Source organism: Microvirga pakistanensis (genome assembly GCF_004458765.1).
Classification (GTDB): Bacteria; Pseudomonadota; Alphaproteobacteria; order Rhizobiales; family Beijerinckiaceae; genus Microvirga; species Microvirga pakistanensis.
The window spans coordinates 25,073-38,913 of the sequence record NZ_SPJX01000510.1 but is presented as its reverse complement, the minus strand read 5'-3'; the positions used below and the strand labels follow the sequence as shown (position 1 = coordinate 38,913).

The following is a 13,841-nucleotide window of genomic DNA, read 5'->3' as shown; positions in this document are numbered from 1 at the left end:
GCCTATCCGTTCCCCTTCGGGTCTTCGACACGCGCGAGATAGGTGGTGCGCGGCTGGGTGTTCAGCGATCCCAGCAGCGCATAATTGCGTGGACTCTGTTTGAGGCGGCTCACGGCGCTGGCGGGATCGTTGATGTCACCAAACACAATAGCCTGCGTCGGACAGGCCTGTTGGCAGGCGGTCATTACCTCGCCGTCAGCCAGACGCCGATCCTCCACGCGGGCATTCGCGCGCGCTTCCCCAATTCGCTGGACGCAGAAGGTGCATTTTTCCATCACGCCGCGATCGCGAACGGTCACCTGCGGGTTCATGGCCTCGAAAGGGGCCGAGACCTCGGTGGCTTGATAGTCGACGAAATTGAAGCGCCGCACCTTGTAGGGGCAGTTGTTCGAGCAGGTTCGTGTGCCGATGCAGCGATTATAGACCATGTCGTTGAGCCCTTCCGAGGAATGCACCGTCGCGTTGACAGGACAGACGACCTCGCAAGGGGCCTTCTCGCAATGCATGCACAGGACCGGCTGGAAATAGACATCCGGCGTTGCGGGGTCGCCGGCATAATATCTGTCAACCCGAAGCCAGTGCATCTCGCGCCCTTTCGCGACCTCCTCAGGACCGACGACGGCAATATTGTTCTCAGCTTGGCAGGAGATTACGCAGGCATTGCAGCCGATGCAGGCGTCGAGATCGATGGCCATGCCCCAGGCATGCTCCTTGTAGGGCCATTCGGGATAAACGGATGGATGTGCAGGCTCAGGAGGCACGGCCTCACCGGGCGCCACCACGCGCACGATATCGCGTCCCTGCAGCGAATGGTGCTGCTGCGTTGAGATGATCGCGACCTTTTCGCCCACACGCCGCATCTCCCCGACCGCCAGCCATAGGGCCTTCGAAGAGCGAACGGTATAAGCGTCGAAGCCGATCCCGTTGCCGATCCGGCCAGCCAGTCGGCGACCATAGCCGAGAGGCAGCGTCACGGCGCCAGGGACATGGCCCGGCAGCACCCACACAGGCGCTCGCACGACGCGCCCGTTGACTGACAGGTCGACGGCATCACCCGAGGCGAGCCCGAAGAGTTCCGCCGTTTCCGGAGCAATCAGGGCGGCATTGCCCCAGACCTGCTTCGTGAGCGGTTTCGGCAATTCCTGCAGCCAGCCATTGTTGGCATAGGAGCCATCCCATACGGACGGATCGGGCGCGAACAGAACATCGATTCCCGAGGATGGGACCGGTGCAGCGGGTTCCAGTCTCCAGTCCGGCCGGATTGCGACATCAACGCTTGGGGCCGCGGAGCCATCGATTACGCCGTCTTCCAGAGATCGTGCCCAGCGTTCGTCGAAGGCCTCGCCCCAGGCCTCGCGCCATGTGGCCTGGACGAGTCCGCGTCCATCCACGGTTTGCCCTGCCATGAGGCCGAGGAGCTCTTCCGCGCTCAAGCCCGGCTTCAGCCGTATCGTCGTCGGCTGACGTAACCCGACCGTTCCGTCGAAGGCCCGCAGGTCACCCCAGCTTTCGAGCGGATGGCTCTCAGGGATATGCCAGTGACAGACGGCAGCCGTCTCATCCCGGTGTTGACCGAGATGCAGGGACAGCGGAACACGTTGCACGAGCGCGGCGAGGTCGATGTCGGCCGGCGCGGTGTAGACGGGGTTTCCGCCCAGGATGACGAGACGCGACACCTGCCCGGCGCTGATCGCCGCTGCCAAATCATCCAGCGACCGGACCTCGCCACCCAGGGTGCGCAGGGGCTCGATGGCGCGTATTGTTGCGCCGAAAGCTCCGAGCCGCGCATTGATGACGAGCGCGAGGGCATGAACGCGGGCGGGTTGCTCGCGTCCTGCTGCAACGAGGCTGCGGGGCGCGGTGCGGCGCAGCGCATCGGCCAGAGCGGGAATGGCGGGATGGGATCCCGATGGCGCAGCCCCCGTATCGAGAGTTGCTGCGAGTGCCTCGGCGAAGGCCTCGAAGTCTCTCGGTCGGAGCGGGATTCGCTCGTCCGCACGGGTGCCCACGAGGCTCATGCGCGTTTCAACAGCGAATAGCCGGGGAAGACCTCGCTCCAGAATCCGCCGTCGCGCCTGATAATCGGCTGCGTAGCGGATGTGGCCCGGCTCCTCAGCAAAGAGATCTCCCCCGAGGGTGACGATGACATCGGCCTGCGTCAGATCATAGACCAGCTCCACGTTGCGTCCGAATACGGCCATGGCCGCAGCCTGGTGGTTGCCGTCGTCGAGCGGTGAGAACACATGCCATTGCGCATGCGGGAAGAGCTGTCGGGCCTGCCCGACCAGCCTGTGCAGACTCGGCGAAGAGGTCGGCGGCATCAGGATGTGGAGCCCTCTACCCTCGTCGACCACGAGTTCGTTGCGCACGGGGCGGATGAAGTTCGTCAACTCCTCCCAAGTCCGCGGCCGATCACCTTGCAGCGGAGTATCCGATCGGTCCGGATCGTAGAGCGACAAGATCTCGGCCTGCGCGAACACATCGGTCGCGCCGAGGCTCGCGGGGTGGAGCCGATTTCCCTCGATCTTGATCGGGCGGCCTTCCTGCGCCTTGACGAGCACGCCCCTGCCATAGCCGTTCAGGGGCAGCGAGGTGGCGATCGTCACCGGCACACCCGGCACATAGCCTGGCATGTTGTGGCTCTGCGACAGGAGCGGTGCCCTTGAGCTGGCATCGCTGCCGTTGCAAGCCGCCAAGCCTCCCAACGCCAGAGAGGCGCCCATCAGCCTCAGCAGCGTGCGCCGATCAACGTGGGACGCCTGCATGATGTCGGGAAACTCGGCCTCGATGTACCGACGCACCTCCGGCACATCCGCGAGCTCCTCGAGGCTGCGCCAGAGACGCGGGCCCTCCTCTGACGCGAGACGGGCCCTCACGGCTTCGAAATCGATTGTCGTTCCCTCGCTCATCGAACCTACCGGTGACATGTATTGCAGCTGGTGAGCCGTCGGGAAGCCTCCCGGTAGAACTCGCGAATGTCTTCGGGCAGTCCATCGCCATGAGGCTGGTAGCCCATGGCGAACACTGCCTCGTGAGGACGAAGGTTCGGCACCGGATCGCGATGGCAGTCCAGGCACCACCCCATGGAGAGTGTCTGGGCCTTCACCGTCTTCGGCATCTGGTCCACACGACCGTGACAGGTTTCGCAGGCGACGCCCTTCGTCACATGAGCCGCGTGATGGAAATAGGCATAGTCCGGCAGGCGGTGAACGGACGCCCACTGGATCGGCTGACCGAGCGCGAAACTCGAACGCACAGGTTCGAGAACGCTCGCTCCCACCCAGACCTGGGAATGGCAGGACATACAGGTCTGGGCCGATGGCATACCCGCATCGGCCGCGTGTTCGACAGTTGAATGGCAGTAGCGGCAGTCGATGCTGAGTTCGCCCGCATGAAGATCATGCCGGAATGGGACTGGCTGAGGCGCGGGCTTGCCGACGTTCCAGGTGCTATCGGCGCGTGCCCATAGATAAGCGGTCACGCCCGATCCCAGGAGTCCAAGCCCCGTGAGCACGATGACCACCCGGAACAGGGTGGTGGCTGCCGGTGTGAAAAGCTGCGCCATCGGCTGTGCTGCGCACCCCTCATGTGTCGGGTCCGGTGCCCGAGGTGAAGCTTCGCTGTTGAACAATCGATTTGGAGCTGGATCGTTCCCTAACGCCTTAGATCCCTTCTGGCTCAAAGCCTGTTATCAGACTTGGCAACCTGTGCCCGACCGGTCGGTCAATCAGGGTAGCATCGCTATTGGAGTTGCCCGGCCTGTCGCCCGCCCAGGCTTTCGATCAACCCCATGCTCTTCGAGGTCGAAGCCACCGTTGTTCTAGAATAGGGCGGTTTCAGATCAGGGTTCGAGTTGCCGAATCCTCGTGAGGGCGTGTAAGTACGTGCCCTTGCGAAGATGAAGGTCGGTTTATGCAAGAACAAGCCTCAGTCAAGAATCAGCCGCTCGCCGGTCGTCGTGAGTGGATCGGGCTCTGCGTCCTGTCGATCGCCTGTCTGATATACTCAATGGACTTGTCCGTTCTCTTTCTGGCGATGCCTGCCATCGTTGCAGATCTCGATCCATCGGCATCGGAACTTCTCTGGATTAACGACATCTATGGCTTCATGGTCGCGGGCTTCCTCGTGACGATGGGAACGCTTGGCGATCGGATCGGTCGTCGGCGTGTGCTGCTCATCGGTGCCTTCGCTTTCGGTCTGGCGTCCGCACTGGCCGCCTTTTCAAGCACGGCTCAGCAGCTCATCGTTGCTCGCGCGTTGCTTGGGATCGCCGGCGCGACCATTGCTCCGTCGACACTGTCTCTGGTGGTTAATCTCTTTCAGAACGAAGCCGAGCGAAACCGGGCGATCAGCATTTGGGGCACCGCCTTCGCCTTGGGCGGGCTGGCGGGGCCACTGCTCGGCGGGGTGCTGCTGCAACACTTTCATTGGGGTTCGGTGTTCCTGATCAACATCCCAATTATGCTCGCGCTGCTGGTCGCAGGTCCCTTCCTGTTGCCAGAATACAAGAATGAGGGCGGCGAAAGGCTTGATCTGCTCAGTGTGGCGTTGTCACTTGGGACCGTACTGCCCGTCATCTACGGCTTCAAACATATGGCAGCCGATGGCTTTGCGCCGCGTCAGCTGCTTGCGATTGCTGCCGGCATGCTGGTGGGTGTGCTGTTCGTGCGCCGCCAGAAAAGCCTCGCGCATCCGCTGATTGACCTCCGCCTGTTCCGCATCCCCGCATTCACCGCCTCGCTGATCGTCAATCTGGCTGGTGTGTTTTTCGTGTTCGGTGTGTTCCTGTTTCAGAACCTGTTTCTGCAACTGGTTCTTGGCCTATCACCGCTTGAAGCGGCCTTGTGGTCTGTGCCATCCGCACTCGTCTTCACGATCATGTCGTTTCAGTCGCACCGTTTCACGAACCGACTTGGGCCGATCAAGACCGTCCTTCTTGGGCTGCTCGTCAATGCCGTCGGCGTATCTGTGATGGCAGCCGCCGCCTACGCCGAGAGCTTGGTCGGCGTTCTTACGGCAAGCATGCTGGTTGGCCTCGGCTTCGTGCCGGTTATCCTCACCACGACGGGTCTGATCGTGGGGACTGCGCCACCGGAGCAGGCAGGTTCGGCCTCCGCAATTTCCGAGACAAGCGCAGAGTTCGGCGGAGCACTTGGCGTTGCTCTTCTTGGAAGCCTTGGGACGCTTGTCTACCGCATGACGATGGAAGGCGTGGACCTGAGTGGGCTGACCACGGCTCAGCAGCTAGCAGTCTCCAACACGCTCGCTGGCGCGGTTGAGACTGCCAAGGCGTTGGGTGGAGCTACACCTGCATGGTTGGAAGTAGCACGAAGCGGCTTTTCGCTGGGCTTTGCAGCTTGTTGTGCTCTCGCATCTGTCACGCTGCTCGGTTTGGCAGCTCTTGCTCACAAGATTTATTCTAGAGCTCATATTGATGGGAACGCTGCGATGCATCGCTAGGCGTCACTTGAGGCATCCAAAGCTTACTTCTTCGCATATGTCATGAGGAGCCAGGGCGTACAAAAGTAAGCCACACCTTCCTGCCACGCCACAACCGGGCTAGGCGGTAACGGAGGCAAAGTTGGCGCCTGAAATGCCTCATTCGACTCTGAATATGGGCGCTTCAGAGAACAGTCATCCTGAAAAATGTCTGAAGGATATCGCGCCTTGCGAATACTAGCGCAGAGCGCAAAAGACTGCGACTTCAGGGACTTGGATAATGGCGGTGGACGGAGTCATCTGCGAACCTGTCTCTGCTATCCCCTTCCCTGATACGTCATGAAATACAGGGATTCCTGCTCAATATGAGTTCGCCCCGATAAGCAGGCATGTAGAATTCCGAGCAATAACAGTGCGTTGGAGGCAAGTTCCCTACGGATAAAAACAGGGAATTTCTTTGGTGAACAGCGAGATAACTCTGCCAAAGAAAGAAACTGAAGTGTGTTCCACTAGCAAACAAAGGGGATCGGGAGAGTAATTGTGCAGGTCCAGCCTCCGAGTCTTCACTGCCGCGGCAGTTCTGGCGCTAAAGTACACTCACAATTGCATTTCCAACTGATCGTTTGAAGACGCCTCGCAAGTCATTCTATTAACCAAGAGGAGAGGGAGTGCTTACCCGCAGCCGGCGAAAGTGCATTGTAAGCAAAGACGTTAGTGTCTCGGCCGGCTATGAGAGGCCTACACTGACGCTCGAAATTAGATCTCAGATGAAGCAGCTCATATGGCAGCCGAGGAAAGCTGCACTGATTTGGCAAACAAGCTGTAGCTATGCCTCGCATAACTTCAACGAGAAGAATTATTTTATTTACATACGAAAACTAAGGATTAGATCTAAGCATGGCTTTAGGAGGCGCTAGGTCAGAAACCTCAAGCGAGTAAAGCCTTGCTCAGATCCATGCTGCTTCGGCCGCGATGGGAAGGGGAGGGCAGAAGTTGCTTGCTGGGCGTTCACGACAGCAGGCGAGGGAGGGCCGCTCAGGGTCGAGAAGCAGACCTTCACACGGCCAAGTCGGAGGGCAGTCCGTGGCCCGTAAGAAACGTTCCGGCTACGCAGGAACGACTTGGCTCCTGCCGGATGGTGGAGCGAGCTGGGCGACCTAGATCAACCCCTGTTGCATTAGCCTTCTGGCTTGGAGAGATCTGCCGCATGATGCCCAGGTCTGTGAGATTTCCATTCACGCTTGCTCCGGCCGTGGTTCTCGCGCTCGGTATCCTGCTGCTGGGCGCGCTGGAGCTCCTGCAAGGCTATAGGGACACCGCAAGGCGCGGCGAGCAGGACGCTCACAACCTTGCCGCCGTGCTCGCCGAGCAAACCGAGCGGACCTTCCAGGCCGTCGACTTTACCCTCCTTGGCATCCGTGATGCCCTGATGGCTGCCCCCGGCCTGCCCGACTACGATCCCCTCTTCCGGGAGGCGCTGAAGGAGCGGCTCAAGGCCCTGCCGTATGTTGGCGCCCTCTACGTCGTTGGACCGGACGGGTTCATCACGCACACTACCGACTATCCCCCCAGGTCAAGACCAAGCGTGGCAGACCGGCCCTACTTCAAGGCCCATCAGGAGAATCCCGACCTCGGGTTGCATGTCGGGCAGCCGCTGCGCAGCCGCGCGGTCGGGGTCTGGTTTGTCAGCTTCAGCCGAAGAATTAATCGGCCTGACGGCAGCTTCGGCGGTGTCGTCGCGTCCGCCGTCGAGCCGCGCTACTTCGAGCGGTTCTACCAGGGACTGTCTGTCGGGGAGAACGGCACCATCGCGCTCCTGATGCGCGACGGCACCCTTCTGGCCCGCAGCCCGGCCTCCGAGGATGCCATCGGCAAGTCCTTCGGCTCCGCCGGACCCCTTTACACCTATCTTTCGCACAGCCCGCAGGGGGTCTACTGGGGAACGAGCCCGATCGATGCCACGACCCGCGTCATCGGGTACCGCGCCCTTGGCACCATGCCGGCCGTCGTCCTGGTAGGCTTGACGCAGCAAACCGTCTTCCAGCCTTGGCACGAGCACGCGACCGTGGTGTCCATCAGTGCAGCCATCCTTCTGGGTCTCATCGGTGTCCTCATCTTCCTTGTCCAGCAAAGCCGTCGGCGTGAGCGGGCCGAGCAGGCGCGGCTCAGCCGCGTTCAGCGGCTCGAGGGACTCGGGCGCATTGCCGGCGGCATCGCGCACGATCTCGGGAACACCATCAGGATCATGCAGTCGACATTCCTGCTCCTGAAGCCCTCCCTGGCTCAACATCCGGATGCTCTGTCCCTGGTCAACGATGCCGACCATGCCCTCAAGAGCGCACGGGCCATGATCGAGCGTCTGCTGGCCTTCGCGCGGCGGCAGGACCTTCGGCCCGAGCTGACCGTGATCGACGAGCGGATCGCAGGATTCGTCCCGATCCTGCGGCAGGCCGCCGGCCCCCGGATCGCGCTCGACCTCAAGCTGAACTGCAAGGGCAGCGCAGCCCGCCTCGATCCGGTGCAGCTCGAGGCGGCGCTGCTCAATCTGGTGCTCAATGCCCAGGATGCCATGCCGGACGGCGGCACCATCACCCTGGCGACCGAAACCACCGGCCCGTCTCCCAATCCGGCGGAATTCCCCGGCAAGTCCATGCCGGACGGGCGGTGGGTTCGGATCACCGTGACGGACACCGGCATCGGAATGCCCGTGTCCGTGCTGGAGCGGGCCTTTGATCCCTTCTTCACCACCAAGGGGCAAGGCAACGGGCTCGGCCTCAGCCAGGTACTAGGCTTCGTCCAGCAGAGTGCCGGCGACGTGGAGCTTGACAGCCAGGAGGGCCGGGGCACGACGGTGTGTCTCCTGTTCCCGGCTGTGCCCGTGGGGGAGCAGGTTGAGGAAGGCCCCTTGGCAGGGACGGCTATGAGTTAGAATGGCCATCCTCCCAAAGACGGGAGACGGCACTCAGGAAAATCCTGAGCTGCTGCTCGGGTCCGGACCCGATGGGGCCGATGCAGCGGAGGAGGTAGGGATTGTTGGATCCCATGAGGGCACCATGACCGTGAAACTTCTTGTTGCCGACGACCACGCCATCGTGCGCCGGGGCTTGCGATTTCTGCTGGAGGCCCAAGCCGGCTGGCAGGTCTGCGCTGAGGCCGAGAATGGCCAAGTGGCGGTTGATCTGGCCGCCGAGCACCGACCGCAGGTGGCCATCCTCGATTACTCCCTGCCGGGGCTGAACGGCCTCGAAGCGACCCGGCACATCCGCCTCGCCAGCCCGGGCACCGAGGTTCTGATCTACACGATGCACAACAATGAGGACGTCATCCGCGACGTGCTGCGGGCCGGCGCGCGCAGCTATCTGCTCAAGACGGAGGACGATGCCGAGGTCGTCCGGGCGGTGCACGCGCTACTGCGGAAGCAGCCCTATTTCTCGCCGCGGGTCTCGGAGACCCTGCTCGACACCTTCCTGACCAGCGACAAGGTGGTGGCCTCACAAATCCTGACTTCCCGCGAGCGGGAGGTAATCCAGCTCGTGGCGGAGGGGAAGAGCAACCGCGACATCGCCGACCGCTGGAAGGTCAGCGTCAAGACAGTCGAGAGCCACCGGACCGCGGCGATGCGCAAGCTGAACCTGCGCTCCGGTGTCGAGCTTGCCCTCTATGCCGTGCGCAACAAGCTGATCGAACCCTGACCCCTGTGCCAGAGGTAGGGCAATCCTGACCCTCTCCTCGGGTCCTCACCTGATTCCAATCCAGGGGACGATGGGGTTTCCTGCACACCGCTGACGACCTAGAGGCGGCGCGCGAACGGCCATGTATCCAATCGGCTGGTAGCTGGACCTTCAGAGGCCTTCAAAGGCATCAGGCCAAGAAATCCTAGTCTGCGGGGCGCCCGGTGCAGCTCAAGAAGGGAACAGGGCCATGTGGATTGGCAAGCGCCTGATCAGCCTCTGGCGAAGGGCAGTGGTCCGGATAGACAACGTGATCATCGGTTGGGCCATCGACGGTATGGAGGAAAGGGCCGGAGGGACGGACATCCGCCCCCGACCTTCAGGAGAACACAATGAACGCAATGCTCGGGACTACAGGATTTCCCATCGGCCTCGCCGGAGTCGGGATGAGCCCTGACGACATCGAACAGCGCATCATCCGTGCCTACGTCCAGCTTGCTTACACGCTGGAGATCGATGGCTCCCACACCGTGGCGGTTGCACGATTTGGGGCACTAGAGGCGCGGCTGACCGAAGTTCCGGAAGCGCAAAGGCTGCCGGGTTTGCCATGGTTCTGGCTGGAGCTTTACTCTCATGCACAGCAGACTGTTATTGACAGTTGCGGCTGCACCGAGCTCGACGAACCCGAACTGGCGCAGGCAGTGGAACTCATCGTCAAGGCGCAGCAGCAGGTTTACAACCTGCACTAGAAGCATGTGTCCCGCCGACTTTTATTGGTTCCTTTGACCACGCCTATTTCCACCCTTTTCATAGAAATCATATCACCGGGAGCATAGGGGCAGGACGAAACCCGTGGAGCGAAATCGAACCAGTAGGCGCAGTTAAGCCACCTACGTTTATTTTAATAACCAAATAATTTTCCCATTTCCGGCCGGCCTTTTAGATCGACTACAAATCCCAGTTTCCGGCTCCGTAGGGGCAATGTTGAGTAGCGGTGCCGGAGTCCCGCCCGCCTTCAAGGGTGCCAACACGAGCATCTTTGGCGGGCGGGACACCATCGTCACTTCAATGACCTGAGGTAAGCCTGCCAGCGCCTTTGCGGTCGTCCTCCCCTTCATGGTGCAGCCCGACGCGAACCGCGCCGCGCCGCAGGTCGGGAAAGGCATGCTTGAGGGCGTTGGTGATCGCCTCGCCGGCAATCAGGGCCACGTTGATGGCCCGATCAACATCCAACGTGATGTCGTCCGCGTCGCTCATGAGTTCGATGCGCTGATCCTCCGGGCTCCGAAGATGGCCGAAGTTCCGGCATAGCTCCGTTAGATACGCGGCCATATCGACCGACTGCACGTCGTTGCTGTCCTGCCGGTAGAGGAGCTCGTGAATGCGGGCGAGATGGTCGAGCCGCTGGATGGCGTTCTCCAGGGCTTCCGAGACGCCGGGATTGCCCTGGCGGACCATCTGAAGGCGCAGCATCGAGATCGCCATGGCGATGCTGTTCTTGGCCCGGTGGTTGACCTCGTGCAGCAGCACGTTTCTTTGGCCCAGAAGCTTGTCCTTCTCACGGATGCTCTCCGTCAGGACCCCTTCCAGGGCATGTCGGCGGTCGAGTTCGTTCTGGAGTTCCTGGGTGCGTTCCTTGACGCGGCTTTCCAAAACCTCGTTCAGGCGCTGGGTGCGCTGCTCGGCCCTGATACGGCGGGTGATGTCCCAGAACGAGGCGAAGTGCTGGATCACGCGGCCCTGGTCGTCGTGAACAGGGCTGACGAACTGTGCCGCCCAGACCTGCCGGCCGCTTTTGGCCCGAAGCTGAACCTCAAGGTTGAGAGGCTTGTCTGCCATCATGGCAGCCCGGATGTGCCGCTCCACCTCAGGATCGGTGTCAGGACCGGTGAGAAAAAATAGTTCTGGCCGAGGACCTCCTCGCGGGAGTGCCCGAACAGGTCGATGAAGGATTGATTGACGTAAACGATGGGATTGCCATCGACCGTGGGATCGGTGACCACCATGGGCATGCGGGTGGCCTCGACCGCAGCGACGAACGGGCCGCCGCCGCGCTGGAAGGAACTCACCCGCTCTTCGGCTCGCCCCTGAAGGATGTCAGCGGGTGTCGGGTCAAGCGTCAATTAATTTTGCTCCCGTGCGGTTCAGCTACGATGTCTTCTTGCCGCCGGCCAGTTTGGCTGGAACGCTGCCCTTGCCTTGGCTCACGAAGGGAGAGGCTGGGATCGGGTTCCTGGGCTTGTCCTGCTTCGGCTTCTTCGCTTCGCGGTTGCCGCGCTTTTCGCCTCTGGCCAAAGCTTATCTCCATTGTCAGTTGGGGCTTCGGAAAGATCGTCTTAGTCGTGGGGTGGCTTGTCGAGCAGATGATCGAAGTCGGCCAGTACCCGGTCGATCAGCCTGCGGCGACGCAGGTCGGATGCGTCCAAACTCCGCGCAAGCAGACCCAGCAGGTAGCGCGCCTTTTCGACAGCCTCGGGCCAGTCGGTGGCGGGTGCAGCCGCAAGCAGATCTTCCAGTTCCGCTTGTCTTGCGTGGAGTGCGGCCTGATCGGCCTCGACCTCGGACCGCAGCCGGCGAAGGTCGGTGGCCTTCTGGGCCGCCATGCCGCGATGCGCATCAAGATTGGTTGGTTGATCAACCATGGTGAGCCTCCTGCGGGTTGGGAGGTGAACCTGTTGCCGGCGATGGAATCTCGTTCATCCATTTGCCTCCACCCTGGTCGTTGTCAGGTTCGCTCCGTCAGCAGCCGCGCCAACATTCTGGCCTGTTGCGTACTCTCGCCCATAGGCTCGGGCGCAACGAGATGCCAAGCGTGGGCTCGAAGGGCCCAGGCGACGTTGGAGAGGCTGCCGAGCGGCTCATGCGGCCATGCTGGCTCGCCTGTTGGCGTCAGGATCATAAATTGTCGTGACGCCTTCCGGCCGACGCGCGCAACGTAAAGGGTCTCTTGGCCTTGACGAAGCAGAGCGACAGGATCGTAAATTTGCGATCCGCGAAAGAAGGCGTCTGCACTTGTCAAATCGTTCACGCCTGTGCCGTGATCTCGCTCTCGCGCACGGCGCGCTCGCCGAAGCCGGACGACTTGATGCGGTAAGAGACCTCACCCGTCTGATCGGCCGGCATGAGGCGCGTGACCTCATAGATGCCGCTTGTCGTTGCGCGCTTGTCCGAGAAGTTCGGATGGGTGATGCGGACCAATTGACGGACTTTGTACTTGTGAGACATTCTTTTCTCCTGGAGCCCAACTGTTGTCGGGTAGGGCAAGGCGGATAACCGCTGCCGGGGGTGATTGCAGGCGCAAACAGAAAAGCCGCCCCACGGGGGAGCGGCTTCAAGACCAAGCGGCACAGGCCTGTGTCCTGAGCCGGTCATCAGCGATTACGCCGTTTCGATGTTGTTAACGGCGATCTTGCCGGAGCGGCGGTCTTCCGCCGTGTCGAAGGAAACCTTCTGGCCTTCGACGAGATTGCGCATGCCGGCGCGCTCAAGGGCGGTGGCATGAACGAACACGTCCTTGCTGCCATCGTTCGGCTGGATGAAGCCGAAGCCCTTCATGTCGTTGTAGAACTTAACTGTGCCCGTAATCATTGGGGTAGCCTTTCGCGATTGTTGCAGATGCACGTGAGGGAAGGCGCGCAAAAGCACGGCCTCAACTCGGTTTGTCGATGTAATGGTAAGAAAGTCCGAACGTGCGCCTGGCGATACCAAAAGCGAAACGACCCGATTGTCCGGCCAAAATCCGATAATATCTATATAGGTCTCTTCCAGGTTGATAACAAGTGCCGTGTGTCTTTCCCGTTGATTTAGACAAGTCTTGGCTGTTTTCGACGAAATTCAAAGACAGAACTGTGCTGAGCAAGGGTGCGGGGCTTCAGTATCGATCAAACCCATCCCGTGAACGGTCGCCCACTGCCGCAGGCCTCAACATCCGGGAGAACGACGGCGGCTTGCGATGGGCCTTAAGGATGGGCGACGCTATCCATTGGACTGGGGAGAGACATGCGACACGGAAGCGGTACCGCCACGTGCGCCCGCAGCCCTTCCGGTTCGTAGGAGATCATGGCGCACGCACCGATCTGATTGCTCAGTACACCTCAAGATCTGGGAGCCAAAGCCCTTCCGAATCGGCGGGCTGATGGCCGGACGGCTCCGCTCAATCCAGTCGATAGTGAGCTTGGAATGGTCGGATTCTTTCATAAGTGCCCATGGGACCGGGACGGATCCGCCCAGCACAGACAATGCCCCGTACCTGACCGCGTTCGAAGTCAGCTCATGAATGGCCATTCCTAGTGGAATGGCTGCATCCGTTGTGTACACCGCCGCCGGCAGGGCATCGAGCAGTTGGCGTAAGCGACGGTCGCGTGCCCGATCCCGAAGTCGTGCATCGCCCGGACTGTTACCCTTACGGGCCGATCCACCACGTGAACCGTTTGAGTGCTCATCGAACACCCGGTCGAACTCCGACCCAAAGAGCGTAAGGTGGAGATCCTTGTTTGGCATGAAGGCGCCATCAGCCGGGCCTCACCGGGCTGCTGAATAATCCTTGATAAAGAACCGCCACTGGAAAGGTTCCCGGTGCCTGACCCGTCACGGTTTTCGGGAGACGAGTGGCTTGGGGAGCTGACAAGCCTTGATGCCACCACACGACAGAGCAATTCGGCTATCGCGCATGTCCGGATGGAGCCATGGTGAAGGGCAAATGCGGAGCATGCCCCGAGTGCCCGCTTCGAA

The 13,841-nt window shown here is 61.2% G+C and carries 12 protein-coding genes; 4 read left to right on the top strand and 8 right to left on the bottom strand.

Going from position 1 to position 13,841, the window contains the following annotated elements:
- Positions 1-2 precede the first annotated feature (2 nt).
- Positions 3-2,909 carry a TAT-variant-translocated molybdopterin oxidoreductase gene (locus E4K09_RS22610; protein WP_134499951.1) on the bottom strand — a complete coding sequence of 969 codons (2,907 nt, stop codon included), beginning with the start codon at positions 2,907-2,909 and terminating at the stop codon, positions 3-5.
- Positions 2,910-2,914: 5 nt separating this feature from the next.
- Complete coding sequence (locus tag E4K09_RS22605; RefSeq protein ID WP_134499950.1) at positions 2,915-3,565, bottom strand: cytochrome c3 family protein; 651 nt, start codon at positions 3,563-3,565, stop codon at positions 2,915-2,917.
- 347 nt (positions 3,566-3,912) lie between these two features.
- Between E4K09_RS22605 and E4K09_RS22600 the strand changes: the two genes are divergently transcribed.
- From E4K09_RS22600 to E4K09_RS22585, 4 genes are all read left to right on the top strand, one after another.
- A complete protein-coding gene (locus E4K09_RS22600) occupies positions 3,913-5,460 on the top strand; it encodes an MFS transporter (protein ID WP_134499949.1) in 1,548 nt (515 codons plus the stop codon).
- A 1,186-nt stretch (positions 5,461-6,646) separates the two neighbouring features.
- Positions 6,647-8,368, top strand: a complete 1,722-nt coding sequence (locus E4K09_RS22595) for a hybrid sensor histidine kinase/response regulator (protein WP_166802454.1) — start codon at positions 6,647-6,649, stop codon at positions 8,366-8,368.
- 124 nt (positions 8,369-8,492) lie between these two features.
- Positions 8,493-9,131, top strand: coding sequence for a response regulator (locus E4K09_RS22590; protein WP_134499947.1), 639 nt, complete (start codon positions 8,493-8,495; stop codon positions 9,129-9,131).
- Between the two features lie 371 nt (positions 9,132-9,502).
- A complete protein-coding gene (locus E4K09_RS22585) occupies positions 9,503-9,859 on the top strand; it encodes a hypothetical protein (RefSeq protein WP_134499946.1) in 357 nt (118 codons plus the stop codon).
- A 316-nt stretch (positions 9,860-10,175) separates the two neighbouring features.
- Here the strand turns inward: E4K09_RS22585 and E4K09_RS30775 are convergent, their stop codons facing one another.
- The 6 genes from E4K09_RS30775 to E4K09_RS22560 form a co-directional block, all read right to left on the bottom strand.
- Positions 10,176-10,949, bottom strand: a complete 774-nt coding sequence (locus E4K09_RS30775; protein WP_134499945.1) for a PAS domain-containing sensor histidine kinase — start codon at positions 10,947-10,949, stop codon at positions 10,176-10,178.
- Positions 10,949-11,233, bottom strand: coding sequence for a PAS domain-containing protein (locus tag E4K09_RS30770; RefSeq protein ID WP_134499944.1), 285 nt, complete (start codon positions 11,231-11,233; stop codon positions 10,949-10,951). The genes E4K09_RS30775 and E4K09_RS30770 overlap by 1 nt, the downstream gene beginning before the upstream one ends.
- A 25-nt stretch (positions 11,234-11,258) precedes the next feature.
- On the bottom strand, positions 11,259-11,405 hold the full coding sequence (locus E4K09_RS29360) for a hypothetical protein (RefSeq protein ID WP_166802452.1): 147 nt from the start codon (positions 11,403-11,405) through the stop codon (positions 11,259-11,261).
- Between the two features lie 41 nt (positions 11,406-11,446).
- Positions 11,447-11,752 (bottom strand): hypothetical protein, encoded by a 306-nt coding sequence (locus E4K09_RS22570; RefSeq protein WP_134499943.1) that lies wholly within the window; start codon positions 11,750-11,752, stop codon positions 11,447-11,449.
- A gap of 382 nt (positions 11,753-12,134) precedes the next feature.
- Positions 12,135-12,335, bottom strand: coding sequence for a hypothetical protein (locus tag E4K09_RS22565; RefSeq protein WP_134499942.1), 201 nt, complete (start codon positions 12,333-12,335; stop codon positions 12,135-12,137).
- Between the two features lie 153 nt (positions 12,336-12,488).
- On the bottom strand, positions 12,489-12,698 hold the full coding sequence (locus E4K09_RS22560) for a cold-shock protein (RefSeq protein ID WP_134499941.1): 210 nt from the start codon (positions 12,696-12,698) through the stop codon (positions 12,489-12,491).
- Positions 12,699-13,841: the final 1,143 nt, after the last annotated feature.